Source organism: Curtobacterium sp. RM9 (assembly GCF_054956955.1).
On record NZ_CM143271.1, the window covers coordinates 2116406 to 2142134 of the forward strand.

The following is a 25729-nucleotide window of genomic DNA, read 5'->3' on the forward strand; positions in this document are numbered from 1 at the left end:
GGTCGTCAGCGCCAGTCGATACGGTCGAACTCCGCGCGCAGTCGCGCTGCGCGCGCCGGATGTGTCTGCCCGACCCAGCCGATCCGCCCGAGCAGGTGCGCGCGGAAGTCCGCATGGCCGACGCGGTCCTGCGATGCGGGGCCGGAGCGGACACAGTTGTGGAGCACCGCGTGCAGCCGGTCGACCTCGGCACGACCGGGCGAGAGCCGGTCGTTGACGACGATGCCGGTGACCGTCTGGCGGACCCCGCGACGCCGGACCCGCGTCTTGTGCGGGTTCACCGCGTACCCCTGGTCGCGCACGATGCGAGCGACTCCGGCGACGAAGGCGTCCATCCGTGCCGCCAGTGGCGTGCCCCCGCTGAACGTCAGGTCGTCGGCGTACCGCGTGTACGTCGCGCCGACCAAGGCGGCCCACCCGGCCAGCCGCGCGTCGAGGTGCCGGAGCACGAGGTTCGCGAGGGCCGGCGAGGTCGGGGCACCCTGTGGCAGGTGCGGTCGTGCCAGAGCCCGCCGCAGCGCGACCCGCTCGTCGAGCGAGCCGGCACCGTCGCTCGGCATCGCCCGGAGCACGTGGGCCGGCACGTCGTGGACGCACAACCCGGTGAGCACGTGTGCGATCGGCTCGGCCAGCCCCGCCCGGCGCAGGACCCCGTGGACGCTCGGTGCCCGGACCGAGGCGAAGAAGGACGTGAGGTCCATCGTCACGACGACCTCCGCGCCGACGTGCTGGGCCGCTCCCGTGACGACGCTCCGCCCCGGGACGAACGCGTGCGCCGCGTCGTGCACCGGCAGGGTCGCGAGCAGGTCGTCGAGCACCCGCCGCTGCGCCTGGCGGAGCAGGTGCATCGGAGCCTCGATCAGCCGCGGCGTCCGCCCGGGCCGCACGACCCAGGTCGTCCGGTAGTGGTGCAGCGGACCTTCGGGGTCGGCGTGACGGTTCCAGCCCCTCGTGTCGGCGAGCCAGAGCAGCCGGCCGACGGTGAGGTCGAGGGCGCGGGCGAGCTCCGGCAGCGTGTCGACGAGCAGCGGCCCCTCGACGTGGCGTCCGGCGCGGACCGCGACCACCGCCCGCGCGAGGACCCGGACGGGACGGGTCCGCGCTCGCCTCCGGTGCAGTGCGACGAGCTTCGGCGCGGCGCCGAGGACCGCGGCGAGCAGACGCGGCGCGTCGGACGGCGGGCGTGGGAAGGCACCGAGCGCGGCCTCGACCGCGTGGCCGACGAACGCCCGCTCGACACCGACGACGTCGTAGCCCGCTGCCCGCAGTGCTGGTTCCTCCCAGGACCCGGCGGCGAGGAAGGCGTCGGCCAGCGCGGCGACGACGACCGACAGGGGCGTGGGGTTCCCGGGGGACCTGTCGGTTCCTCCGTGAGGCGTGGCGCGCGGAGCGCGCGAGCCCTCTCGGGGCGTGGTGTCCTGCTGGTCCTGCGTTCCCCGGGGTGACCCCGGAGAGGACGACGTCGCTCGGACGTCGTCCGCCTCCCCCGGGAACTCCACGCCGGTCACCGTACCGGAGCGCGCGGACACCGGACCGCCGGACACGGGAACGACGAAGCCCCCGCTCCGTGCGGAGCGGGGGCTTCGTGGTGCTGGTGACCCCAGCGGGATTCGAACCCGCGTTACCGCCGTGAGAGGGCGACGTACTAGGCCGCTGTACGATGGGGCCGCATGTCCGTCGAGACGGAGCACACTCGTTGTCGGACTCGGAGGCGAGCCACCTGTGGTGACCCCAGCGGGATTCGAACCCGCGTTACCGCCGTGAGAGGGCGACGTACTAGGCCGCTGTACGATGGGGCCGTTCCGACAACTCGACAAGTATGGCACAGCCCTCGTGCTGCTGCCAAAACGAGGCGTGTCGCCCGGGTGTGCCGTCCCGGGGCGCGGGCGTACGGTGGGTCGATGACCGGGGACCAGCAGGCCGTCGCACACGCCTGGCGGGTCGACGAGGGGCATCCGGCGACGCTCAGGATCGGCCTCTCAGGGTGGCAGTACGACGGCTGGCGCGGTGACTTCTACCCGGAGCGGCTCGCGAAGCGCCGGTGGCTCGAGCACGTCGCGGCGCGGTTCCCGACGGTCGAGCTGAACGGGTCCTTCTACTCGCTGCAGCGGCCGGAGCGGTACCGGGCCTGGCGTGCGGCGACGGCCGGGCAGCCGTTCCGGTTCGCGGTCAAGGGCGGGCGCTACGTCACGCACATGCTCCGGCTGCGCAACGTCGACACGGCGCTCGCGAACTTCTTCGCCTCCGGGCCGCTCGAGCTCGGGGACGCCCTCGGCCCCGTGCTGTGGCAACTCCCGGAGACGCTGCTGCCCACCCCCGAGGTGCTCGACGCCTTCCTCGCCCGACTCCCCCGGACGCACGCCGCCGCGGCGGAGCTCGCCAGCCACCACGACGACAAGGTCGCGGAGCCCCCGGCGCTCGTCGGCGACGGGCACGACCGGATCGAGCACGTCCTCGAGGTGCGCTCGGCAGGCCTGGCGCCGGAGCACCTCGACGTGCTGCGGCGGCACCGGACGGCGCTGGTCGACTCGCACGCGGGCGACTTCCCGCGGCTCGTCCACGACACCGGTGCCCGCATCGCCTACCTCCGGTTGCACGGCGCACCGCGGACGTACCACGACGGGTACTCGCCGCAGGCGCTCGGTCGGTGGGCGACGACGGTCGTCGACCACCTCGTCGCCGGACGCGACACGTACGTGTACTTCGACAACGACGCCGAGCGGCACGCACCGTGGGACGCGCTCGCGCTCGACCGCATCGTCGGCGCTCGCCTCCGGCAGCGCCGTCGCGCCGTCGCGCCGTCGCGCTGAGCCGACCGTCCGACGGACGGGGACCCGGTCCGGAGGCCGTCACCGGCAACGCCGTCGCGCCGTCGCCCTGAGCCGACCGTCCGACGGACGGGGACCCGGTTCGGAGGCCGTCACCGGCAACGCTGTCGCGCCGTCGCCCAGAGCCGACCGTCCGACGGACGGGGACCCGGTCCGGAGGCCGTCACCGGCAACGCTGTCGCGCCGTCGCCCAGAGCCGACCGTCCGACAGACGGAGACCCGGTCCGGAGGCCGTCACCGGCAACGCCGTCGCGCCGTCGCCCTGAGCCGGCCGTCCGGCGGACCGCAGCACGGTCTGGAGGCCGTGGGGCGCGCCTCCAGACCGGCCGCGGTCCGTCAGACGGTCAGGCTGTCGCCGGGGGCGAGGACCACCAGCTCCCCGGAGGCCGCGACCGCCTCGCGGAGGCGACCGACGTGCATGTCGCGGCCGACGTCGGAGAGGGTCGCCTCGTGGATCGGGAAGGCGCGTCGCGGCGCGACCGCCGCGACGTAGTCCATCGCCTCGCCGATCTTGAGCCACGGCGCGCCCAGCGGTGCGGCGAGGACCTCCACCGGCACGCCCGGCACCGTGTACGAGTCACCGGGGTGGAAGAGGACGCCGTTCACGAGCACCCCGGTGTTGTCGACGACGGGGACGGACTCGTGGATGAGGTTGTGCCGGGTGCCGTGGAAGTCGAGCGCGAACGGCCCGACGCTGCGGTGGTCACCGTCGGTCACCACGTCGACCGTGATGCCGTCTGCGGCGAGCGCCCGGGCGACCCCGGCCGGACCGAGGACGACGACGTCGGGGTTCCGCTCGCCGATGCGGTGGAGCTGCTCGGCGGTGGCGTGGTCGGGGTGCTCGTGTGTGACCACGACGGCGGCGACGTCGGTGGTGTCGACGGGGCGGGTGAAGCCTCCCGGGTCGACGACGAGGCGGGAGCCGTCCACCGTGACGACCAGGCAGGCGTGTTCGAGCTTGGTGACCTCCATGCCGCGAGCGTACGCGCGGTGGGGCTGCGGGGACGTCGCGCAGGTCGAACCACGTTCCCGACGTCAACGTCGCATCTGGTTCGACACGGGGTGCGGCGTCGCTCCCGCCGCGCCGGCCCCGCTTCCGCTACCGCCGCGGCGGCCCCGTCGTCGCGCGCACGACGAGGTGCGCCGGCGCCGCGGGCAGCACCCCGGGCGACCCGCCGTCGACCTCGGCGAGCACGGCCCGCGCCGCCGCCCTCCCCTGGGCCTCGGGGTCCTGCGCCACGGTCGTGAGGCCCACCACCGCGCCGTACTCGTGCCCGTCGATGCCCATCACCGAGACGTCCTCGGGCACGGCGAGTCCGGCGCGGGACGCCGCGAGCAGCACCCCGAGCGCCATCTCGTCGGACGCGCAGAACACCGCCGATGGCCGGTCGCGGGCCGACGCGGGACCGAAGAGCACCGCCCCGGCGTCCGCTCCCCCGGCGAACGAGAACCGCCCGTCGAGAATCCATCCGTCCCGCACGGCGAGCCCCCGCGCGTGCATGGCGTCGACGAAACCGTCCCGCCGGAGCCACGGCACGGCGACGTTCATGCCGGCCTCGTCCTGCCCGCCGACGTAGGCGACGTCCCGGTGCCCGAGGTCCGCGAGGTGCTCGACCGCGATCCGCGCCACGGCGGCGTCGTCGACCCCGACGTGCCGGAGGCCAGGCGCCGGCCCGCCGATCACGATCATCGGGTGCTGCGAGAGCTCGAGCTCGGCACGCTCGGTCTCGTCGAGGACGAGCGACAGCAGCACGAGGGCGTCGACGCGGTGCCGGAGCATCGACCGCCGGAAGGCCCGGTCGCGGTCACCGCCCGGTCCGCCGAGGTTGTACAGCACGAGGTCGTGCCCGGCCCGCCGCAGCTCGGTGTCGATGCCGCCGAGTGCCTTCACGTAGAACCACCGGTCGATGACCGGGACGACGACCCCGACGGCCCGCTGCCGTCCGGTCGCGAGGCCGGCCGCCGCCGAGCTCGGGACGTACCCGAGTTCGTCGGCGACCCGGCGCACCTCGACGATGGTGGTGTCGGCGACGCTCGACATCCCGCGCAGCGCGCGTGAGACCGTGGACTTGGACAGGCCGGTGACGGACGCGATCTCCTGGATCCCCATGGATCGCCCTGGAGGCGCGTCAGCCGTCGACGGGACGGGTCCCGCGTCCGACGTGGCCGGCGCTCGCCGGCACCACCGGTGCGGTGCGCGGGGTCGGTGCGGCTGGCGTCCGCGCGGCCGCCGGACCGGCGGGAGCGCCGCCGATCCCGTCGGCCGAGCGGGTGCGCCGCAGCACGGACATCCGCCACCGGTCGAGCACGACGACCGCGAGGACGCACACCAGGAGCGTCAGGGCCCAACCGAGCGCGGGACGACCGGTGACCTCGCAGAACACCGTGGCGCCGAGGAAGAGGATGCCGAAGGTCCCGACGAAGCCGATGGCCTCCTCGATCCGCGTGGTCGGCCGCTGCGGAGCTCGCTGTGCCACGGGTCCTCAGCCCTTCACGCCGCCGGCGGTGAGGCCGGCCACGATGCGTCGCTGGAAGACGAGCACGAGGATGACGAGCGGGATCGTGACGATCGTGCCCGCCGCCATCACCGCGGTGTACGGCTCCTGGTGCGGCTGCGACCCGGCGAACGACGCGATGGCGACGGTGACCGGCTGGGTGGCGTCCGACGAGAGCTGGGACGAGATGAGGTACTCGTTCCAGGACGAGATGAACGCCAGGATCGCGGTCGTGAACACGGCGGGGGCGGCCAGCGGCATGATGATCCGCCGGAACGCCTGCACGCGGGTGCAGCCGTCGATGCGGGCCGCCTCCTCGAGGTCCCACGGCATCTCCCGGAAGAACGACGCGAGCGTGTAGACGGTCAGCGGCAGCACGAACGAGATGCTCGGCAGGATGAGCGCCTGGTACGTCCCCATCCACCCGATGTCCGTGAACAGCTGGAACAGCGGCGAGATGAGGGCGACCCCGGGGAACATCGACGCGGCGAGGATCGCGCCGGCGATGAGGGACTTCCCCTTGAACTCGAGGCGGGCCAGGGCGTACGCCGCGCTCGTCCCGACGAGCAGCGCGATGATCGTCACGACGCCGCCGATGAACACGCTGTTGAGCAGCGCCCGCCCGAGGTGGTTGCCGAGGGCGGTCGAGAACGCCGTCGTGTAGTTGTCGAGCGTGACGTGCGTGAACCACGGCGTCGGGTCGAAGGTGTAGCCGACGTCGCGGAAGCTCGTGACGACCATCCAGTAGAACGGCAGCAGGCACCAGACCGCGATGACGACGGCCTGCACGCCGGTGCGCAGGCGCTGTCCGGTGTGACGCTGGACGCGGACCTCGGAGCGGTCGACCTCGCGGTCACGGCTCCGGGCCCCGGCACGGGGTCGGTCGGCGGCGATGCTCATCGGAGTTCACCCTTCTGCTGGGCTGCCTGGGTCTGCACCACGTTCGCGCCGAGGAACCGGACGAAGACGAACGCGACGAGGAAGATCACCAGGAACGTGATGGTGGAGAGGGCCGACGCGGAGTTGAACCCCTGCCGGATCTGGTCGACGACGAGCACGGACAGCGACACCGTGGCGTTGCCGGAGCCGCCGCCACCGCCGGTCATGATCGCGATGAGGTCGTAGATGCGCAGGGCGTCGAGCACGCGGAAGAGGACCGCGACCATGAGCGCGGGCTTCACGAGCGGCAGCGTGATGTTCCAGAACCGCTGCATCGTCGATGCGCCGTCCATCTTGGCGGCCTCGTAGACCTCGTCCGGGATGAGCTGCAGGCCGGCCAGGATCAGCAGCGCCATGAACGGCGTGGTCTTCCAGGTGTCGGCGATGATGATCGCCCAGCGGGACGCCCACTCACCGGAGAACCAGAGGACCTGGTGCCCGATGACGTGGTTCAGCACGCCGTTCGCGTCGAAGATGAAGTACCAGAGCTTGGCGGTGACGGCGGTCGGGATCGCCCACGGCACGAGGATCGCGGCGCGGACCAGGGCACGGCCGCGGAAGTTGCGGTTCATGATGATGGCCATCCACACGCCGATGACGGTCTCGAGTGCGACGGTCACCACGGTGAAGAAGAACGTGTTGCCCATCGCGACCCAGAACTGTGAGCCCAGGCTGCCGGGCGGGCAGGTCGTCTCCCCGCACCGCTGGCCGAGCCAGTGCAGGTAGTTCGTGATGCCGGCGAAGCCGCCCTGCACGAACAGGCCGGTCGCCTTGTCGAGGCCCTGGTCGAGCTGGAAGGACTGGATGACGGCGCTGACGACGGGGTAGCCGATGACGATGGCGAGGAGCACGATCGTCGGGCCGATCAGGTACACGGCCCAGCGGCCGTGCTCGGCGTTCAGGCCGCCGCGCCGCCGCTTCGGCTCCATGCCGGTGGGGTTCGGGATCGCTGCGGGGATCTCGGTTGCTGCTGACACTTCGACGGCCTCCTCAGGCGGGTGTCGGGACGCAGGAAGGGGCGGACGGGAGGCGCGGGGCGGGGTCGCCACGCGCCTCCAGTCCGTCGGTGGGTCGCGACTAGTTGCCGCTGCTGGTGGCGGACTTCAGGGCCGCCTGCATGTCCTTCACGGCTTCGTCGACGCTCTTCGAGCCCTTGAGTGCCGCGTAGCTGTTGTCCTGGATCGCCTTCGTGACGGCCGGGTAGAACGGCGTCACGGGGCGCGGCTCGGCCGACTGGATCGACTTCAGCAGGGTGGGCAGGTAGGGCAGCTTCGCGGTGAGCTCCGAGTCGGTGTAGAGGTCACCGACGACCGGGGCGAGCGAACCCTGGGTCGCGAAGAACTTCTGCGTGTCGTTCGAGATCAGGAACTCGAGGAAGTCGTGCGCCGTCGCCTTGTGCTTCGAGTACACGCTGATGGCCGCGTTGTGTCCGCCGAGCGTCGAGGCGCCGGTGCCGTCCTTGCCGGGGATCGGAGCGATGCCGAAGGTGTCCTTGACCTTCGACGAGCCGTCGGTCTTGGCGAGGTTGTACACGTACGGCCAGTTGCGCAGGAACAGCAGCTTGCCGTCCTCGAACGCGGTGCGGCCCTGCTCCTCCTGGTAGGTGATCGCCTCGGCCGGGATGTTGCCGTCCTTGAACGCGTCGACCAGGTTCTGCAGCCCGGCCTTGGCGTCGGCGGTGTCGACGTCCGGCGAGCCGCTCTTGCCGAGGATCGAGCCACCCGAGCCGTTGATCGCCTCGGAGGCGTTCACGGTGAGGCCCTCGTACTTGGCGAACTGGCCCGCGTAGCAGCCGATGCCGGCCTGCTTGGCGATGTCGCAGTCCTTCATCATCTCGTCCCAGGTGGTCGGGGGCGTCTTGACGAGGTCCTTGCGGTAGTAGAGCAGCGCGCCGTCGGAGGTCTGCGGTGCCGCGTAGAGCGTGTCGTTGTAGGTGGCGGTCTTCACCGTCGCCGGCAGCAGCTTCGAGGTGTCGATCTTCATGTCACCGGTGAGCGGGGTGAGCCAGCTCTTCGCGGCGAACTCGGCGGTCCACACGACGTCGACGTCGACCACGTCGTAGCTGTCGTCCTTCGCCTGGAAGTGCTGCACGAGGTCGTCGTGCTGCTGGTCGGCCTGGTCGGACTGCTCCTTGAAGGTGACCTTCTCGTCCGGGTGGGCCTTGTTCCACTTCTCGATCAACGGGCGGACCACGTTGGAGTTGTCCTTGCCCTGCACGTACGTGATCGGGCCGCGGCTGTCCTGGCCCGACTTGGCGTCACCGCCGCCACCGGCCGATCCGCCGGACGAGCACCCGGTCAGCACGAGGCCGATCACGGCGACGCCGGCGACCGATGCGGCACGCACCTTGGCGCGAGTTGTCTTCACAGCGTTGTCTCCTCATCGAGATCACCAGGAGACGTCGGTCGGGATGCCGACGACGCTGCCTGGAGCAGGCGACGCTGCCTGCTGGAGGAGGAAGTTACGCCCGCCCCGGGGCGAACGCAACCGGTTGCATCGGATCCGTGACCTGAGCGTGACCTGCGGACTCACCCTGATTTCCTGGGTGAGCGCTCACTGCCCGACACCCGTCGACGCGTCCCGCACCGCGCCTCCCGACCGGGTCCGACCGCTCCACGGACCGACCCGCAGCGGTCCGGATGCGGGAGTCCGCACGAACCCCGCCACGGGTCCACCGGGCCGTTGTCGGGTGCCGCCGCGCGCCCGTAGCGTCGCGGTCATGGCCTTGCTCGCACCCGTATCCGTCCCCGGCCCGCGCCGGGTCGTCAGCGTCGACCTCGACGCTCCGCTCCCGCCGCTCGTCGCCGACGGGAGCGGAGACTCCGCCCTGGTCATCGGCTACCGCGACGGCTTCCCGGTGACCACGCTCGACGTGCTCCTCACCGCGGACCCGGCCGACGCCGAACGGGCCATCGCGCCCCTCGCCGAGCAGGTCGGTACCCCCGTCGGACCGGCCCCCGTGCCGGACGCGGACCTGCCCTTCATCTCGATCGTGGTGTCGACCATCGTCACGCGCATCCCGGACATCGAGAAGCTGCTCGAGTACCTCGCGGCGCTCGACTACCCGTCCTACGAGGTCGTCATCGTGGACAACCGCGTGACCGTCCCCGCGGACGACAGGCTGCCCGGCCTGCTCGCCGGTCGGGACGTGCGCCTCGTCGTCGAACGTCGCCCCGGCTGCTCGGCCGGTCGGAACGCCGGCGTCGCGGCGGCCTCGGGCGAGGTCATCGCGTTCACCGACGACGACGTCCGTGTCGACCCGCAGTGGCTCCGGATGATCGGCACCCGCTTCGTCCGCGAGCCCGAGGTGGACGCGGTCACCGGGATGATCCTGCCCGCCGAGCTCGAGACCCCCGCACAGATCTGGTACGAGGCGTACTACGGCGGCTTCAGCGGCGAGCGGACCTTCGACCCGGTGACGATCGTCCCGGACGACGTCCCCGGGGTGATGCGGCACGCGCAGGCCTCGGCGGTCTCGCCGGACGGCACGGTCAAGAAGCACTTCGCGGTCTACGGCATCGGCGGCTACGGCGCGGGCGCGAACTGGGCCGTCCGGCGCAGCGCGTTCGACCGCGTCGGCGGGTTCGACCCCGTGCTCGGCGCCGGCGTCCCCGCCCGTGGCGGCGAGGACCTGGCGATCTTCATCGACATCCTGTGGGGCGGCGGGCAGATCGGCTTCGAGCCGAAGGCCGTCGTGCACCACCGGCACCGCCCGGACCTCGAGGGGCTGCACGGGCAGCTGCACTCGAACGGCGTCGGCTTCACGGCGCTGATGTGCGAGCTCATCGCGAAGGACCGACGGCACGCACTCGTGCTCGGGCGTCTGCTCCCCCGTGCCGGGCGCATCAAGCTGAAGCAGCTCGTGTCCCGGCTCGCCGGACGCCGCGACGCCGCGCCCGAGACGCTGACCGAGGCCTCGACGACGACGATCCCGCGCTCGCTGGCGTACCACGAGTTCCGCGGGTTCCCGAAGGGCCCGGCGGCGTACTTCCGGAGCCGGCGCTTCTGGGCCGAGGTGGAGCGCCGCGGGGCGTAGGCGCCGCGGGCACACGCATGCAGCGACGTCCCACGTGTCGTTCGACACGTGGGACGTCGCTGCATGCGCAGGCATCCGGTACGCGTGCATCGAGCGACGATGCACGCGTCGATCGCCCGGTGTCGTGTCGGATCATGCACCCGCATCGAGCCACGCCGGCGCCGGACGCACGCACGCACGCATCGAGCCGCCCCGCGCCGCACCGCACCGCACGGCGACGCCCCACGGACCAGCGGGTCCGTGGGGCGTCCGACGTCAGAACGGCACTCGCCGCCCGGGCCCGCCTACCGCGTGCCGAGCCGCCCGTGCACGTACCGCAGCGGCCCGCCGAGCGCCGCCACGAGCTCCGCCCGCTTCAGCCCCGCCGTCGCCGCACGGAACTCGTCGTCCACGGGCCACCCGCCGACGGCGTCCACCGCCGCGGTGACTTGGTCAGCACCGGAAGCACCGGAACCGCTCCCCTGCCCGAGGGCGCCCAGCTGCCGGAGCGCCCCGACCGCACGCCGCAGCACGGCCACAGCGGTCCGCGGGTGCAGCATCAGCTTCGCGACCCACGCCCCGAGCCCCGTGCCGTACCCGAGCGCCTGCGACCGCAGCGCCGCCCGGTCCGACCGGTGCCGGTGCCACACGATGGCCGATGGCTCCACGGCGAGCGCCCCGCCGGAGAACAGCACACGCGTGAACAGGTCCGGGTCCTCCCCTGCGCGGGCAGGCGTGCCGGGGCCGAGCGCGACGTCGAACCCGCCGAGGGCGAGCACCGCCGTCCGCCGGAGCGACATGTTCGCGCCGGTGCCGAACGCGCCGACCGAGAACGGGAACAGCGGCAGGTCCGCGGGCGGCGCCGAGGTGCGGTACACCCGGCGCTCCGTGTTGCGCGCCCAGGTCACCCGCTCGTCGAAGTACCGCTGCGTGGGGGTCCGCAGCTCGCCACTCGGCACGAGCCCGGTGACGCAGACCACGTCCGCGTCCCGCTCGTACGCCGCCGCGATCGCCGCGGCCCAGTGTGTGTCGACGACGACGTCGTCGTCGATGAAGGCGACCACCTCGCCGGTGGCGAGGGCGGCGCCGGCGTTCCGTGCGCGCGAGACGCCGGGTCGCGCCTGGCGGACGTACCGGACCCGCGGGTCCGCGAACGAGGCGACCACCTCGCGCGTCGCGTCCGTGGTGGGTGCGTTGTCGACGACGAACACCTCGAGGTCGGCCCAGCTCGACGCGAGCACGGACGCGACGCAGCGGCGCACGTCCTCCGGCCGGTCGCGGGTCCCGATGACCACGGAGATGCGGCGGACGGTGTCACCACCGGACCCGGACGGGAGGCGCGTGGCGCTGAGGGCGCGCAGGGCCGGTCCCAGCTCGGCCGGGTCCACGGCACCGGTCGGGTCGACGGCGACGTCGACGGAGCCGGCGACCTCCAGGCCGTCGCGGACGAGCAGGCGGGCGCGGCGGAAGCCGGCGGCCCCGGCGAGGCGCACGCCGGCGGCGTCGAGGGCCTCCTGGCGGTCCACCGCCCCGACCCACGCGGCACCGGCCCAGGAGGGCTGGTCGGCTGACGGCATCGCGGGCGCGAGCGTGAGCACGCGGGTGGTCGTCGTGCTGGAGTCGGTCATGCTCCGATGCTCCGGTGCCCGGATGGGCGGGTCAACGCGGCTGCCGGGGGTTGCGGAGACCCCGTGTCGTCTTGCGGTTTGCCGCGAAACCGGGCCGCGCGCCCAATAGGATCGGACGGACGACCCGGCGGCAGCGCGCCGGGCACGAGGAGGACGCATGCCGGCTGGCCCCAGGACCGAGCTCGGCACCGTGCTCCCGTCCGAACGGACCGTCCTCTCCGTCGACGTCTCGACGTGCGTCTGCGGACACGTGCAGGAGGCGCACGAGCACTACCGGCCGGGCAGCGACTGCGCGCTCTGCGACTGCCCGAAGTTCCGCCGGAAGCGCTGAACCGGGGCTCCGACGACGACGCGCCCGGGGCGCCGAGGAGGCGGTCCGGGACGTGCCTCCGGGGCGGGGGTGCGGGAAACCGCCGCGAACCCGCAGAGGCCCCGGACCGACCTGTCGGCCCCGGACGGAGCCGGGTTAGCGTCCCGTCATGGCCACCTCTCCCGCGGCTCCCGCGTGCATCGTCCTCGCCCACGAGGACCCCACGCACGTGCGCCGACTCGTCGAGACGCTCGACCCGTTCCCGGTGTTCCTGCACTGCGACGACCGCACGCCGGACTCGGTGTACCGCGAGATGGTCGACGGCCTGCCCGGACGCGTCCGACTGCTGCCGCGCATCCGCACCGGATGGGCCCGTTGGGAGAACGTCGCCGCCGAGGTCGCCGGGTACCGGGCCGCACTCGAGACCACGGACGCGACGCACGTCGCCGTCCTGACCGGGAGCGACTACCCGCTCGCGAACCCCGCCGAGATCAGCGCCTTCCTCGAGGACCACCGCGAGGAGTCCTTCGTCGACGCGCACCCGCTGCCGCACCCGGAGTGGGGCCGTGACGGTGGACGAGCCCGGATCCGGTACCGGCACTGGGCCTGGCGCAAGCACATGCTGCGGCTGCCGGTCCCCCGTCGGCGCCCACAGGGCGTCGTGTTCGCGGGCGCCTCGCAGCTCAAGGTCCTCGCGCGGAAGCACGCGGCCGCGGTCGTGGCCACCGTCGACCAGCGCCCCGACCTGGTCCGGTTCTGGCAGCGCACCTGGGTCGCGGACGAGACGTTCGTGCCCTCGGTCCTCAGCACGCCGTCCCTCGCCCCCGGGTTCGCCGACGAGCACGTGGCGCACCCGCTGTGGTGGATCGGCTGGGACGGCTCGGCACGGAAGAGCCCGCCGTGGCTGACGACCCCGGACGCCGGACGACTGCTCGAGCAGCGCACGCACCCGGACGGCCTGCCGTTCCTCTTCGCGCGGAAGTTCTCGACCGGACGCAGCGGCGACCTGCTCGACTGCATCGACGCGGCCTTCGGGCTGCGGCCGGACGCCGTCGCTGCGTCGGTCGCCGCGGCGACGGACGTGGCGGGTCCCGCAGCGACCGCGGGGGTGGCAGCCCAGTGACGTTGCCCCCGCAGACCCGACGCGAGGCACGCGCGGCGCGACTCGCCGCCGAGGCCGCGACCGACGCGCCGAGCGACGACGCATCCGTATCCGCTTCCGCTCCTGCTCCGGTGGACACAGCCGCTCCGGCCGACGCCGCCGGCGGTCAGGGCGCCGTGAAGAAGGGCGCCTCCGCCCTGTTCGGCCGCGGCCTGCTGTACGTCGTCGTCTGGTCGATGCAGCTCGTCGTGTCGTCGCTCATCTCCCCCGTGCTGGCGCACCTCATGCCGCCGGCCGAGTTCGGCGTGCTCGCGTCGGCGATCGCGCTGTACCAGGCGCTCGTCGTCCTCGCCGTCGCCGGTCTCGACCAGGCCACGGTGCTGCAGCGTGCCGAGGACGGCGAGGACCGGAAGGCCCGCGGGCTCCTGACCGTCGGCATGACCACCGCGGTGGTCGTCACGATCGCCGCGCTGAGCACCATCCCGGTCTGGGGCGACGCCGCCGGCTTCGTCGGCAACCACCCGATCCTGCTCGTCGCGGTGCTCTGGGTCGGGCCGGCCGCGATCGTGCAGATGTCCCTCGCGCTCCTCGTCGCCCAGGACCGCATCCGGATCTTCGCCGTGACGAGCCTGCTGTCGAGCATCGGCGGGTCGATCATCGGCCTCGGGCTGCTCACCTGGGTGCAGGCCGACGCCACCACCTACGCCTGGGGCGGCGTGTTCGCGCAGGTCGCCGCGATGATCATCGGCCTCGCCGCGACCCGCCCCCGCATCGCCGGCCTGTTCGACCGGAAGACCGCAGCGCGTGCCTTCCGGCTCGGGATCCCGGTCGCGCTCGGCAACCTGTCGTACTTCGTGCTGAACGCCGGTGACCGCGTCGTGGTGCAGCGGCTGCTCGGCCCGGACGAGGTCGCCCGCTACCAGATCGCCTACGTCGTCGGCTCCGCCGTGATCCTGCTGCTGACCTTCACGAACCAGGCCTGGGCGCCGCACTTCGCCGCGCTCCGCGACGCCGTCGCCCGCCGCGAACTCGCGATGCACTCCCGCGACGAGCTCTACCGGATGCTGGCGCCCGTCCTCCTCGCCGTGACGCTCGTGTCGCCGGTCGCCCTGCCGATCCTCGCGCCGGCGTCGTACCGGGTGCAGGAGCTCAGCGTCGTCGTGTTCATCGTCGCCGTGACCGCCCTCCCCGTCGTGGCGAGCGGCGCGACCGGCCGGTTGCTGCTGGTGGAGCGACGTGGCGTCGCCGTCGGCGTGATCGCCGCGATCGCCGGCGTCGTGAACATCGGCGCCAACCTGGTGCTCGTCCCCCTGCTCGGCATCGCCGGCGCGGGCGTCTCGACGGTCTTCGCGTACGTCGTGCTCTCCGCGATGCAGCTCATCGCGCTGCCCGACCGCCGCGAGTGGCGGGGACCGCACTTCCGGGTCGTGCTGCCGCTCGTCCTCGCGCTCGCGGTGGCCGCCGGCTCCCTCCTGCTGCCGCAGGACCTGTTCTGGAACGTGGTGCGCGTCGTCGGCGTCGCCGCGTGCATCCCCTGGTTCTTCCGACGACTCGCGACCGCACGTGGAGGTGCGTCATGACCCGCCCGAAAGCCCCGACCGACCCCGACCGACCCCTGCGCATCGGCGCGCTGGTGAGCGGCCTCGCGATCACCGGCGGCCTGGAGCGCTGTGTCCTCGAGGACACCCGCGAACTCCTGGACGCCGGCCACGAGGTGGAGGTGTGGCACCGGGACCCGCATGGCCCCCGCGCCGGTGAGGGACGACCGGCCTACGAGCGGATGGGCGTCCGACTCGTCGAGGCCTCCGACTACCGCTTCGGCATCCGGACCGCGCTCCGCGACGTCGTGCGGTTCGCGAAGGACGGGCTGCGCCTGCGCCGCTCCGGCCTCGACGTGCTGTGGCTGAACCGCCCCGAGTACCTGCCGTACGGCCGGGTCGTCTCGGCGGTCTCGCGCATCCCCCTCGCCGTGCACCTGCACCACGCGCCGAACTACGGTCGGCTCCGGCCGCTCGCAGGCGGGCGCACCCGGTTCCTCGCCGTCTCACACGTGATGGCGCGTGCGTGGGCGGCTGCCGGGGCACCCGTCGACAAGATCACCGTCGTGCCGAACGGCGTCGACACCGCCGACTTCCCGGAGCGCTCGCCGGAGCAGGTCGCGGCGGCCCGGGCAGCGCTCGGGATCGCACCGGGGACCCCGGTCGTCCTGTACTACGGACGACTCAGCCGGTCGAAGGGCGTCGTCGCGCTGCTCGACGCGTGGCAGGGCGTGCTCGCCGCGATGCCGGCCCGGCAGACCGTGACCGTCACCGCCGGCGCAGTGGGGACGGTCGGTGCCGCCGGAGGGACCGCGGGGGCCGCCGGGACGGTCGTGGCGCCCGAGGTCGAGGTCGTCGACGCCGCTCCGGGCCGCCCCGCTCCCCTGCTCGTCCTCGCCGGTGCGCTTTACCCGGACGAGGTCCAGGCGGTCGGTGACGCCGTCGACCGTCTGCCCGAGGGTTCCGTGCTCGTGCTGCCCGAGCGGGACGACGTGGTCCCGCTCCTGCACGCCGCCGACCTCGTCGTGGCGCCGTCCATCGAGCCGGAGGGCTTCGGCCGCACCGTGGTCGAGGCGATGTCCACCGGCGTCCCGGCGGTGGCCGCGGCGTCCGGTGGCACCGGTGAGATCCTCTCCGGCGAGTGGGCGCGGTTCACGGTCGACCCGACGGACACCGAGGCCCTCGGCCGGACCATCGTCGACGCCCTCGACGAGACGGCGTACGACCCGACGCTCGGCGCACGCTGCCGGAGCTGGGTCCGCGAGCGCTACGGCCGCGAGCCGCACGTCCGGGCGCTCCTCGCCGCGCTGGAGTCGCTCGCGCGCTGACGCGCCGGCCGCCCGCGGGCGGACCCGGTCACCCGCGGGCCAGCTCCGGCCACCCGCGGGCCAGCTCCGGCCACCCGCGGGCCGCGCGCATCCGCACGACCCAGCCCCGCGCCTCCAGACCGACAGCGCACCACACCACACCGCAGCCACGCACACGAACGGCGGGGTCGACGTCGTCCGACGTCGACCCCGCCGTTCCAGCTCGCGCACTCGGCGGCCCGGGGCGTCCGGCTCAGTCCCCCACGGCCCCCGGCCCCGGCAGCGTCGCCGCCGGCTCGCCCCCGGGCGCCGGCACGTCGATCGTCATCCAGTCGATGAGGAGCGACCCCTCGGCGTCGCGCGGCGGCACGCCCTCGAGCGAGCCGGTCTGCACGACGAAGTGCATCTTGGCCGTCGGGATGTCCTTCGTGGTGCTCCCGACGACGACCCCGTCGACGAGGAACGACATCCGGACCGGGGTCCACTCGATCGTGTAGGTGTGCCAGTCGGCGAGCGAGGCCCGCGTCTCGTGGTGGATGCACTTCTCGGCGGGGTCGACCAGGCAGTGCACGTTGAGCCACGCCGGCGCACCGAGCGCCCCCTCGGGGAAGTCGATCTCGCCGTCCGCCCAGACGTTCTGGTCGCTCCAGAGCAGCACCGCGACGCCGTACCCGTCGACCGCGTCGCTCTTCATCCGGATGCTGTACCGCCCGGCGGTCTGGCCGCCCCACTGCCCGTCGACCAGCGGCACGATCCCGCCGGCGAGCGGCGTGCCGCCCTTCGTGGTCCGCATCCGCATGTCGAGCATGCCGTCGTGGGCGGTCAGCGCCGAGGCCGAGTACCGCCCCGTGCCCGCGGTGTCCGCGAAGCCGTGGTACACCGAGAACCGGTCGGAGTACGCGTCCTCGAAGCCGCCCGTCGGGGTGCCGGTGGCGAAGTCCTCCGAGAAGACGCGCTGCCAGCCGCCGCCGTCGCTCGTGGGCATGTGCACTCCGCTCGGGTCGACGGGGTCGGGGGGCGCGGAGGTGGTCGCCGCGGCGACGACACCGGCCGCGACGACGAGGGCACCGGCGGCGAGCGCGATGCGCCGTGCACGGACCCGCAGGGGCCCCCGGTGTCGCGAGCGCCCCTGCCCGTGCGCGGGCGGGGCGCCGTGCGCGGCGGACGATTCGGGACGCAGCGGTCGGGGGTGGTCCGTGGCCGGACGGGAGGCGCGGTGCCCGTCCTCCTGGTCGGCTGCGGTCGCGGCAGGTGGTCGCGGCCACCCCGTCGGCGCGGCGGACGGAGCGGGTGCCGGTGACGGGTCGGACCCGGCTGACGAGGCGGCTGCCGACGAGGCGGCGGGCCCGTCCGCTGGGGCGGGCGGGGCCCAGAAGCCCGCCAGCAGGTCGTCCGACCGCCCGGCGGGGTCCGCTCCTCCGTCCTGAGCCCTCGGGCCGGTGCGAGCTCCGGCGTCCGCCTCGGCGTCCGGCCAGGGCCACCACGGCAGCAGCGTGCCGTCGGTGTGCCCTGCCCGGTCGGCGCCGTCACGGTCGTCCCCGTGGCCTGGCGTCACGCGGTCCCCCACGCCCGGATCTCGGCGAGCCCGGCGTTCTGCGTGCCGCTCGCCACACCGGTCACCGAGAACCGCACCCAGGTGACCTTCCGGGCCGTGAAGTCCACGGTGAGCGGTGAGCCGTCGTTCGGCAGCGAGCCGACCGACACCGTCGAGCCGTCGGAGAACGTCAGCGTCCCCTTCGTGATCCGGTCGGTGGTGTTCGGGCGGTCGTACAGCACGATGCGCTGCAGCGCCGTGGAGGACGACCAGGTCAGGCGGATCCACGTGCCGGTCTTCCCGCCCGGAGCCACCCACTCGGCGGTCGGCGCCGCCGGGTAGCCGGAGATCACCCCGTCGACGGCCTTCGCGACGGTCTGCCCGTCGGCGGGGTTGTCCGCCGACGCGGTCGGGGTGGCGGTCGAGGTGACGTCGCGGAGCGTCGGCGTCGGGGTGGGGGTCGGCGTCGGGGTGGGGGTCGGCGTCGGCGTCGGGGTCGGGGTGGGAGTCGGGGTCGGCGAGGTACCACCGCCCGATCCACCGTCCGTCGAGACCGTACCGATCGCCCGGAGCTCGGCGAGCCCGACGTTCTTCGTCGACGCGCTCACGCCGGTCACCGTGAAGCGCACCCACGTGACCAGGCGCGGTGTGAACGTCACCGCCTGCACGGCACCGCCGTTCGGCAGGGACGGCACCGCGACGCTCGAACCGTCCGAGAACGTCAGCGTCCCGGCGGTGACCTGGTCGTCGGTGTTCGGCCGGTCCGCGAGCTCGACGGACTGCAGCGTGGCTCCCCCGGCCCACCCGAGCTGGATCCACGTGCCGGTGCGACCGTTCGGTGCCGCCCACTCGGCGGCGGCGTTCGCCGGGTAGCCCGAGACGATGCCGTCCACGGCCTTGGCGGCGGTCTGTCCGTCTGCCGGGTTGTCCGCGCTCGCCGTCACCGTGGCGACCCCGGCGATGTTCGTCGGCGTCGGGTTCGTCGGGTTCGTCGGTGTGGTCGTCCCCGTGGGTGCGATCGCGCGCATCTCGGCGAGCCCGACGTTCTTCGTCGACGCGCTCACCGAGGTGACCGTGAAGCGGACCCAGGTGACCTGCCGCGCCGTGAACGAGACGCGCTGCACGGCGCCGCCGTTCTGCAGGGCGGGCACCGTGACGCTCGAGCCGTCGGAGAACGTCAGGGTCCCGCCGGTGACCTGGTCGTCCCCGTTCGGGCGGTCCGCGAGCTCGACGGCCTGCAGGGTCGTCCCGCCGCTCCACCCGAGCTGGATCCAGGTGCCGGCGCGACCGTTCGGCGCGACCCACTCGGCGGTGGGGGCGTCGGGGTAGCCGCTGACGACGCCGTCGACGGCCTTGCGGGCGGTCTGCCCGTCGGCGGTGTTCTCGGCGCTGGCGGTCACGGTGGCACTCGCGGCGACGTTGACGCCGGTGGTGCCGGGGTCGGTCGGCTGGGTGGGCACGGTCGATCCCGCGGTGTACTGCCGGGTCAGCCATGCCTCCTCCCACCGCCCGGCGCACGCGGCGGTGGTGGCGCAGGTCTCGGAGTCGTGCACCGCGTAGGTGAAGAACGCGTCCGTCTTCGCCTGCGTCTGCGCGGCCGTGAGGTTGCTCGGCCGGTCGCTGATCGGGTAGCCCATGTAGCCCGTGAAGGTGTGCGACCCGGTGTAGGCCTTCTGCGCCTCGTCGGTCAGGTACGCGACGGTGTGGTGGTCGCTGTGGTCGCCGTCACCGTAGTGGCCGACGTTGTCGAGCGAGTGGACGTCCGTCGGCGCGGTGGCCTGCACCAGGCCGAGGAGCGTCGCGCGGAGCTGCGCGAGCGTGTACGTCGCGGGGTACGACGCGTCGGCGACGGTGCTGATCGTCGGGATGTACCCCTGGTAGAGCGCCTGGAGGCTCTGGTAGCCGTCCGCCCAGAAGCCGTTCCCCTCGACGTTGCCGTCCGGCAGCTCGAGGAAGACCATGCTGATCTTCGGGTCGGTCGTCAGCGTGGCGGTGTGCAGGGTGCGCCCGGCGACGACGGTCGAGCCGGTCGACCAGGTCGACGCCACGCCGGCGATCCGCGCGTAGGCGGCCATCAGCCCGACCTGCCGCTCCTCCCAGTACGAGCGCGGCTTGCCGGCGTCCCCGGCCGTCACGACGACCGAGCGGACGCACTCCCCGGCGTCGATGTCGGCCCGGAGGTCGGTGCCCTGGAAGAGCAGGTCGTCGTCGGGGTGCGCGACGACGTTGAGCACGCTGCCGGTGCTGCAGTCCGCGCCACCGGCTGCGGCGGCCGAGTCGGACCGACCCGGCGCGCCGACGAGCACGGCGACGACGGTCGCGGCGACCGCGAGCACCGCGACGAGCGGGAGCGCCCTCGTCGTCCGTGCCGCGGGTCGTGCGCTCGGATGGTCACTCGGTGGCATGGCGGAGTCCTTCTGGGGTGAGCTGGTACATCGCGGTGGTGCCGGACGACCAGATGCGCTCCCAGTACGGCGAGGACGCCATGGCTCGGGCGAGCCGCTGGTAGTCCGCGTCCGACTGGTAGCCGTACCGCTCGTCGTAGGCGCCGAAGGGTTCGGCGACGAGGGCGTAGTACTTGGTGGCCGTCCAGTTCGAGACGAGCTCGCTGGTGAGGTCGGACACGTCGGCGCGGGCGTCGTAGTCCGCCTCGGCCGGGTAGGGGCCGAGCGCCTCGCGGGACAGGTAGCCCACGTCGAAGTACCGGGCGCCGGTGTTGCTCGGCACGGCGTTCGCGGAGCCCGTGAGGAGCATGACGGACCCCTTCGGGGCGGTCGCGTCGTACAGCTGCGTGGCTGCCGACTGGCTGCGGGTCATCACGCGGTTCCAGTCGAGCGCGGTCTGGCCGAAGGCGCCGATCCCGACGAGCACCGCGACCCCGAGGCCGGCCACCGCGAAGCGCACCGCGGTGGGCCGGGTCGCCCGTGCCACCAGCCGACCGACCGGGGCGAGGCGACCTGCCGGTGCCGGCAGGGCCGCTGCGAGGACGGCGAGCCAGGGGGTGGCGAACAGGACGACGCGGAAGATGCCCTCCTGGCCGTAGTTCGTCGCGACGAGCAGCGAGATCGGGCTCGCCGAGGCCGCGAGCAGCCCCCAGTGCAGGCGGTCGCGTCGCAGCAGCACGGTGAGGACGGCTGCGATGCCGAGCAGCACGAGCGCGGCGGCGGGGACGTCGAAGGCGAGCTGGGTGACGAGCGGCTTCGGCAGCACGGTCATGTCGTGCGACGGCGGCTGGACGTTGTCGAGCACCCGGCCGACGGCGGCGAGCGACAGGAAGCGGTCGAGCACGCTGCCGTTCAGCGCCGCGAAGACCACCGCGGGGACGAGCACGACGAGCGACACCCACCACGGGCGGACGAGGCGGAACACCATCAGCGCGACGAGGGCCGCGACGGTCAGGTACGGCGAGATCTGGTGCGTGACGGCCAGCACGATGCTGATCGCGCCGATCGCGATGACGTTCGACAGCCGCACCGCGGTGGGTCGGAGCACCCGCACGGGCTCGCCGTCGGGTCCGGTCACGGTGACCCGACGCAGCGGTCCGGTGGCGAGCACGAGGACGACGACGGAGAGCAGGATGCCCGTGGACTGCGGCGAGAAGTACGTCGTGTTCAGCGAACCGGTCATCGCCGTGATCAGCGCCGCGATCCACGGTCGGCGGTCACCAGGGAGCCAGTGCCCGGCGAGCACGCCGACGCCGACCGTCGTGGCGAAGGCGAGCAGCACCGGCACCCAGGCCGCGATGGTCATCGCGTTCACGATGCCGCCCACGTCGGCGACCCAGGCGCCGCCGGCGAACAGGCCGGACCAGGTCTGGAAGATGTCGGCGGCGGGGTTCGTCGTGCCGTACTGGCGGATGAACTCGAGGACACCGATGTGCCGCGCGGCCGCGGTGACGGTCGGCATCCCGTAGGTGATCGCCTGGGCGAGCTGGACGGACCCGCCGAGCACGACGACGGGGACCGCGACGCCACGACCGCGGACGAGGGCGACGACGGCCGCCGCGACGACGATCCCGAGGCCGATCGGCAGCCCGACACCGAGCGAGCCGAACAGTCCGGCGGGTACCGGGTCGCCGACGTGCGTGATCGCGGTGACCACGATGATGCCGAGGCCGAGCACCGACGCGGCGGTGACGGCGCGGGTCGTCGTCCAGGTCCAGCCGCGACGCTCGGGGGCGGCGGCGCGGGCCAGCATGCGCAGGTGCAGCTCGCGGACGTCGCGCGGCACGGCGGTCGCGATCGCGGCCGCGGTGAGCAGGACGACGCCGACGAACGGCACCGCGGGTGCCCAGAGGCCGGCGGTCGCCATGGTGTACCCGATCGCGATCGTGCCGACCAGGGAGCCGGTGACCGAGAACAGCGCGAACCGGGCGAGCGGCATCGGGCGGACGAGCAGCATCGGCGCGACGCCGAGCAGGGCGAAGAGGAAGACGCCGATCGCGCTCCCCCGCAGCACCGGCACGTCGAGCACGGTGCCGAGGGCCGCGACGAGCAGCGTGGCGACGACGAGGCCGGCGGCGGTGAGCCGTGCGCCGGGTCCCATCACGGCGGTCCCGGCAGGACCGACGGGTGCTGCCGGGATCCCCGGCGTGGCCGCGGCCAGCTCGTGCCGTCCGTGCCGCGAGCGGTCGATCGTGCCGGAGCCCGCGATCCGCTCGGCGAACGCCAGGGCCGGGCCGGCGAGCACCGACCGGCGCTCGACCCGGCGCAGGCGACGCGAGGTCGCGCGGAACTCGTCGTCGACGGCGTCGGTGGAAGCGTGCGCCGCGGTGCCGGTCCGACCGTCCGCGGTGTCCGTGCCGACCGGTCCGCGGCCGCGCGGGGCCTCCACGGCGTCGTCCTCCTGCTCGAGGCCGAGTCGTGCGAAGGCGCCGAGCGCCTCGGGCGCGGCGTCGACCGCCGCGGTGAGGCTGTCGCGGTCGAGGGCGTTCTTGGTCATCCAGGCTCCGAGTCCGTGGCCGCGGGCGGCGGCGGCCCGGCGGAGCGACGCGACGTCGTCCGGGGTCCGCTGCCACGCCACCGCGGCCGGTTCGACGGCGATCGCGTGTCCCGCGAAGAGCAGTCGGGTGAAGAGGTCGAGGTCGTCGCCGGCGCCGACGCGCGTGCCGGGTCCGAAGGCGGTGTCGAACCCGCCGATCGCGAGCGCGGCGTCGCGGCGGACCGCCAGGTTCGCGCCGCTGCCGGAGGCCGCGACCGCGAAGGGGCGCAGCGGGGTGCCGTCCACGTCGTCGGCGCGCCGGTACACGGAGCGCCGCACGGTGCGGGCGCCGCGACGGTGCTCGTCGTGCCAGCGCTGCGCGGGCGTGCGGAGCTCGGCGCTCGGCGCGGGCCCGGAGACCGCGGCCACGTCGGCGTCGGTGAAGGCACCGGCGATCGCGGACGCCCAACCGGGGTCGACCACGGCGCCCTCGTCGACGAAGGCCACCACAGCCCCACGGGCCGCGAGCAGCCCGGCGTTCCGCGCGGCGGCGAGCCGGAGCGGCCCGGAACCGGACGAGTCCGACGTCTCCGGCACCTGGATCGTCGTCACGGTCCGGCCGGCGATCGTCGTCGTGCCCGCTCCGTCTGCACCCGCGGACACGACGAGCACGTCGAGGTCGACGCCGGTGCACGCGAGCACCGAGCGCATCGTGGAGCCTGCGGCCCCGTCGGTGCACAGCACCACGGTGACGGACGGCAACGCCTGATCAGCGGCCGGCCGTCGGACCGCGGCCGGCATGTGCCGGACCGCGCGTTCGAGCGCGCGCAGGTCGACGGACGCCCCGGTGCGTCGCCGCACCGTGACGTCGGTCTCGACGAACCCGACGGGCTCGCCGTGGTCCCGGACGAGGAGCCGGGCGCGTCGGTAGCCCGCGCCGCCCTCGAGTCCGAGGACGTCGCGGTGCCCCACGGCGTGCAGGTCCTGGCGGTCCACCTCGCCGACCCACAGCGCGCCGTCCCAGGTCGGGACGAGCGTGCTGTGGACGACGGGGCGGAGCGCCCGGGTCACGGTCGCGCGGGTCATCGTGTGCCGATCGGCTGGCGCGCCGTGCGCGGCGCGGGAGCGGAGACGACGACGCCGCCGAACACCCGGCCGACGGCGTAGCCCGTCACGGTCGAGACGACCGACGCGACGATCGCCCACGCGCGGAGGAGCCCACCGTGGCCGACGGCACGCAGCTCGCGGCCGATCGCCCCGGGGATGACGCGCGTGAGGTAGGTCGACTCGCTCGACAGCGAGTCGCCGGTGCCGACGCGACGGCTCAGGACGGCCTTGGAGATGCCCTCGTAGTAGCTGCGGCGGAGCAGGTAGCGCATCTCGACGCGGTCGGGCGACACCCGGTGCGAGACGTTCGAGCGCGGCTCGTGTCGGATCCGCGACCCCGGACGGACCTGGGCGATGCGGATGCACAGCTCGGTCTCCTCGCACCCGAGCGGCTGGTTGCCGACCCGGCCGATGCCGGAGCGGAACCCGCCGGCGAGCAGGATCGCGTCGCGGCGGAACGCCATGCTCGACCCGATCACGTTGCGCACGTCGCCGGCGGTCTCGGGCAGTCCGGCGTAGCTGCAGCCGACGATCCAGAGCAGTTCGTCGGAGTACGGTCCGGCGCCCGTGGCGGTCGGCCACGACGGGGTGGCCCGCCCGCCGACGCCGACCACGTCGGGGTCGTCGAGCGCGGCGAGGAGGTGTCCGAGCCAGTCGGGGTCGGCGGTGGCGTCGTCGTCGAGGAACGCGATCACGTCGGCCTCGGTGGCGGCGACGCCGGTGTTCCGGGCGCCGGAGAGTCCGCGGTCCTCGGTGTTCTCGATGACCCGGAGCTCGGGCCAGCGGGCCTGGGCGCGCAGGAGCAGCTCAGGCTCGTGGTCGATGACGACGATGACCTCGGGGTGCTCGGGCTGGCGGACCGCCGACTCGACGCTGTCCTGCAGGTCGCCCCAGCGCAGCTGCGTGTAGGCGCAGATGACGACCGCGACGGTCGTCACGCCAGGTCCCCGTCGAGCACGCGAGCGGACTCGACCGACGAGGCCGACGACGCCGACGCCGCGGACGAGCCGCCCGCGACCAGCCCGACGATCGGCGCGGTGGGGGCGTCCACCGGCGACACCGGCGCGACCCCACGGGCGAGACGGGCGGCGGCAGCCGCACGCGACTTCGCGGCACCGGCGCGACGGCGCTCGTGCATGATCGACTTCAGCACGCGGATGCCGTCGGTCACTGCGTTCAGGTTGCTGTGGCCGTGCACACGGAGCTTCTCGTGGCTCGGGACCTCGGTGATGCGCAGCTGGGCCGCGGACCAGCGGCACGTGAGGACGGTCTCGATCTCGAAGCCGTCGCCCCAGAGCATGGCGCCGTCCTCTCGCTTGGGGAGCTTCGAGGAGAGGAGCGCGATCTCCGGCAGGGTGTCCGCCCAGAAGGCGTTGTAGCCGTAGCAGAGGTCGCTGTAGCGCGTGCCGAGGATGAGGTTGCACAGCACGTTCAGGCCGCGGTTGCCGAGGTTGCGGATGATCGTGATGTCGTCGCTGCCGCCGCCGAGCGCGTAGCGGGTGCCCTTGGCGACGTCGGCGCCGTCGACGAGCGCCTGCACGAAGCGCGGGATCTCGTCGGGGTCGGCCGAGCAGTCGGCGTCGAACATGACGACGACGTCGCCGGTCACCGCCTCGAACCCGCAGGCGAGGGCGTTGCCCTTGCCCTTGCGGGTCTGGTGGACCACGCGGATGTCCGGCATGATCCGCTGCGCGGTGGCGATCGTGTCGTCGACGGAGTTCCCGTCGACGAGGATGACCTCGTACACGGGCGGGAGCTTCGGGAGGATGATCTCGAGGTTGCGGGCCTCGTTGCGAGCCGGGATGACGACGGAGACGCGGGGGTCTGCGGGTCGGACGGTGCTCACGGACATGGGTGTTGCTCCTGTCGGGTTCAGGGTGCAGATCGAACGGTCACGTCGGCGCGACCGCCCAGGGTGCGGCGGCGGTCGCGACGCGACCGCCGGAGTCCGGCAGGGGCGCGGGTACGACGCCACCGGGTTGTCGGAACGGGTTGGGTACTCCCCG

19 protein-coding genes and 2 tRNA genes are annotated in these 25729 nt (G+C 73.6%); 6 read left to right on the forward strand and 15 right to left on the reverse strand.

Going from position 1 to position 25729, the window contains the following annotated elements; translation table 11 throughout:
- Positions 1-5: 5 nt before the first annotated feature.
- The 3 genes from ACY3FI_RS10025 to ACY3FI_RS10035 form a co-directional block, all read right to left on the reverse strand.
- Complete coding sequence (locus ACY3FI_RS10025) at positions 6-1499, reverse strand: reverse transcriptase family protein (RefSeq protein ID WP_462547387.1); 1494 nt, start codon at positions 1497-1499, stop codon at positions 6-8.
- Positions 1500-1592: 93 nt separating this feature from the next.
- Positions 1593-1668: transfer RNA gene (locus ACY3FI_RS10030), tRNA-Glu, on the reverse strand.
- Between the two features lie 55 nt (positions 1669-1723).
- Positions 1724-1799 (reverse strand) — tRNA-Glu (locus ACY3FI_RS10035).
- A gap of 102 nt (positions 1800-1901) precedes the next feature.
- On the opposite strand from ACY3FI_RS10035, the gene ACY3FI_RS10040 reads away from it, so the two are divergent.
- Positions 1902-2810, forward strand: coding sequence for a DUF72 domain-containing protein (locus ACY3FI_RS10040; RefSeq protein WP_462547388.1), 909 nt, complete (start codon positions 1902-1904; stop codon positions 2808-2810).
- A 354-nt stretch (positions 2811-3164) separates the two neighbouring features.
- Here ACY3FI_RS10040 and ACY3FI_RS10045 read toward each other — a convergent pair whose 3' ends face one another.
- The 6 genes from ACY3FI_RS10045 to ACY3FI_RS10070 all read right to left on the reverse strand — a co-directional run bounded on the left by ACY3FI_RS10045 (position 3165) and on the right by ACY3FI_RS10070 (position 8629).
- Complete coding sequence (locus ACY3FI_RS10045; RefSeq protein WP_462547389.1) at positions 3165-3800, reverse strand: MBL fold metallo-hydrolase; 636 nt, start codon at positions 3798-3800, stop codon at positions 3165-3167.
- A 127-nt stretch (positions 3801-3927) separates the two neighbouring features.
- A complete protein-coding gene (locus ACY3FI_RS10050) occupies positions 3928-4938 on the reverse strand; it encodes a LacI family DNA-binding transcriptional regulator (protein ID WP_462547390.1) in 1011 nt (336 codons plus the stop codon).
- 19 nt (positions 4939-4957) lie between these two features.
- Complete coding sequence (locus ACY3FI_RS10055; RefSeq protein ID WP_462547391.1) at positions 4958-5305, reverse strand: hypothetical protein; 348 nt, start codon at positions 5303-5305, stop codon at positions 4958-4960.
- A gap of 6 nt (positions 5306-5311) precedes the next feature.
- Positions 5312-6223: a carbohydrate ABC transporter permease gene (locus ACY3FI_RS10060; protein ID WP_462547392.1), complete on the reverse strand. Its 912-nt coding sequence runs from the start codon at positions 6221-6223 to the stop codon at positions 5312-5314.
- Positions 6220-7191, reverse strand: coding sequence for a carbohydrate ABC transporter permease (locus tag ACY3FI_RS10065; RefSeq protein WP_462550343.1), 972 nt, complete (start codon positions 7189-7191; stop codon positions 6220-6222). The genes ACY3FI_RS10060 and ACY3FI_RS10065 overlap by 4 nt, the downstream gene beginning before the upstream one ends.
- A gap of 148 nt (positions 7192-7339) precedes the next feature.
- Complete coding sequence (locus ACY3FI_RS10070) at positions 7340-8629, reverse strand: ABC transporter substrate-binding protein (RefSeq protein WP_462547394.1); 1290 nt, start codon at positions 8627-8629, stop codon at positions 7340-7342.
- Between the two features lie 352 nt (positions 8630-8981).
- Here ACY3FI_RS10070 and ACY3FI_RS10075 point away from each other — a divergent pair, with 352 nt between their 5' ends.
- Complete coding sequence (locus ACY3FI_RS10075) at positions 8982-10298, forward strand: glycosyltransferase family 2 protein (RefSeq protein WP_462547395.1); 1317 nt, start codon at positions 8982-8984, stop codon at positions 10296-10298.
- Between the two features lie 284 nt (positions 10299-10582).
- Here ACY3FI_RS10075 and ACY3FI_RS10080 read toward each other — a convergent pair whose 3' ends face one another.
- Positions 10583-11905 (reverse strand): glycosyltransferase family 2 protein, encoded by a 1323-nt coding sequence (locus tag ACY3FI_RS10080; RefSeq protein WP_462547396.1) that lies wholly within the window; start codon positions 11903-11905, stop codon positions 10583-10585.
- Positions 11906-12062: 157 nt separating this feature from the next.
- Here ACY3FI_RS10080 and ACY3FI_RS10085 point away from each other — a divergent pair, with 157 nt between their 5' ends.
- From ACY3FI_RS10085 to ACY3FI_RS10100, 4 genes are all read left to right on the forward strand, one after another.
- A complete protein-coding gene (locus ACY3FI_RS10085) occupies positions 12063-12236 on the forward strand; it encodes a hypothetical protein (RefSeq protein ID WP_462547397.1) in 174 nt (57 codons plus the stop codon).
- Positions 12237-12384: 148 nt separating this feature from the next.
- A complete protein-coding gene (locus ACY3FI_RS10090) occupies positions 12385-13338 on the forward strand; it encodes a beta-1,6-N-acetylglucosaminyltransferase (RefSeq protein ID WP_462547398.1) in 954 nt (317 codons plus the stop codon).
- Between the two features lie 110 nt (positions 13339-13448).
- Complete coding sequence (locus ACY3FI_RS10095; protein WP_462547399.1) at positions 13449-14897, forward strand: lipopolysaccharide biosynthesis protein; 1449 nt, start codon at positions 13449-13451, stop codon at positions 14895-14897.
- Positions 14894-16183, forward strand: coding sequence for a glycosyltransferase family 4 protein (locus ACY3FI_RS10100; RefSeq protein ID WP_462547400.1), 1290 nt, complete (start codon positions 14894-14896; stop codon positions 16181-16183). Before ACY3FI_RS10095 ends, ACY3FI_RS10100 begins: the two co-directional genes overlap by 4 nt.
- A gap of 232 nt (positions 16184-16415) precedes the next feature.
- Here the strand turns inward: ACY3FI_RS10100 and ACY3FI_RS10105 are convergent, their stop codons facing one another.
- The 5 genes from ACY3FI_RS10105 to ACY3FI_RS10125 form a co-directional block, all read right to left on the reverse strand.
- Positions 16416-17147, reverse strand: a complete 732-nt coding sequence (locus ACY3FI_RS10105) for a glycoside hydrolase family 16 protein (RefSeq protein ID WP_462547401.1) — start codon at positions 17145-17147, stop codon at positions 16416-16418.
- 566 nt (positions 17148-17713) lie between these two features.
- Positions 17714-20101, reverse strand: coding sequence for a PIG-L family deacetylase (locus tag ACY3FI_RS10110; protein WP_462547402.1), 2388 nt, complete (start codon positions 20099-20101; stop codon positions 17714-17716).
- Positions 20088-23702, reverse strand: a complete 3615-nt coding sequence (locus ACY3FI_RS10115; RefSeq protein WP_462547403.1) for a glycosyltransferase — start codon at positions 23700-23702, stop codon at positions 20088-20090. The genes ACY3FI_RS10110 and ACY3FI_RS10115 overlap by 14 nt, the downstream gene beginning before the upstream one ends.
- Positions 23699-24661 carry a glycosyltransferase family 2 protein gene (locus tag ACY3FI_RS10120; RefSeq protein ID WP_462547404.1) on the reverse strand — a complete coding sequence of 321 codons (963 nt, stop codon included), beginning with the start codon at positions 24659-24661 and terminating at the stop codon, positions 23699-23701. The genes ACY3FI_RS10115 and ACY3FI_RS10120 overlap by 4 nt, the downstream gene beginning before the upstream one ends.
- Complete coding sequence (locus ACY3FI_RS10125) at positions 24658-25575, reverse strand: glycosyltransferase family 2 protein (RefSeq protein WP_462547405.1); 918 nt, start codon at positions 25573-25575, stop codon at positions 24658-24660. Before ACY3FI_RS10125 ends, ACY3FI_RS10120 begins: the two co-directional genes overlap by 4 nt.
- Between the last annotated feature and the right edge of the window lie 154 nt (positions 25576-25729).

Coding starts and splice junctions, on each gene's coding strand:
- ACY3FI_RS10110 (WP_462547402.1), bottom strand. CDS start 20,101: ATGCCACCGAGTGACCATCCGAGCGCACGACCCGCGGCACGGACGACG.
- ACY3FI_RS10075 (WP_462547395.1), top strand. CDS start 8,982: ATGGCCTTGCTCGCACCCGTATCCGTCCCCGGCCCGCGCCGGGTCGTC.
- ACY3FI_RS10045 (WP_462547389.1), bottom strand. CDS start 3,800: ATGGAGGTCACCAAGCTCGAACACGCCTGCCTGGTCGTCACGGTGGAC.
- ACY3FI_RS10115 (WP_462547403.1), bottom strand. CDS start 23,702: ATGACCCGCGCGACCGTGACCCGGGCGCTCCGCCCCGTCGTCCACAGC.
- ACY3FI_RS10065 (WP_462550343.1), bottom strand. CDS start 7,191: ATGGAGCCGAAGCGGCGGCGCGGCGGCCTGAACGCCGAGCACGGCCGC.
- ACY3FI_RS10040 (WP_462547388.1), top strand. CDS start 1,902: ATGACCGGGGACCAGCAGGCCGTCGCACACGCCTGGCGGGTCGACGAG.
- ACY3FI_RS10060 (WP_462547392.1), bottom strand. CDS start 6,223: ATGAGCATCGCCGCCGACCGACCCCGTGCCGGGGCCCGGAGCCGTGAC.
- ACY3FI_RS10050 (WP_462547390.1), bottom strand. CDS start 4,938: ATGGGGATCCAGGAGATCGCGTCCGTCACCGGCCTGTCCAAGTCCACG.
- ACY3FI_RS10100 (WP_462547400.1), top strand. CDS start 14,894: ATGACCCGCCCGAAAGCCCCGACCGACCCCGACCGACCCCTGCGCATC.
- ACY3FI_RS10125 (WP_462547405.1), bottom strand. CDS start 25,575: ATGTCCGTGAGCACCGTCCGACCCGCAGACCCCCGCGTCTCCGTCGTC.
- ACY3FI_RS10080 (WP_462547396.1), bottom strand. CDS start 11,905: ATGACCGACTCCAGCACGACGACCACCCGCGTGCTCACGCTCGCGCCC.
- ACY3FI_RS10085 (WP_462547397.1), top strand. CDS start 12,063: ATGCCGGCTGGCCCCAGGACCGAGCTCGGCACCGTGCTCCCGTCCGAA.
- ACY3FI_RS10105 (WP_462547401.1), bottom strand. CDS start 17,147: ATGCCCACGAGCGACGGCGGCGGCTGGCAGCGCGTCTTCTCGGAGGAC.
- ACY3FI_RS10090 (WP_462547398.1), top strand. CDS start 12,385: ATGGCCACCTCTCCCGCGGCTCCCGCGTGCATCGTCCTCGCCCACGAG.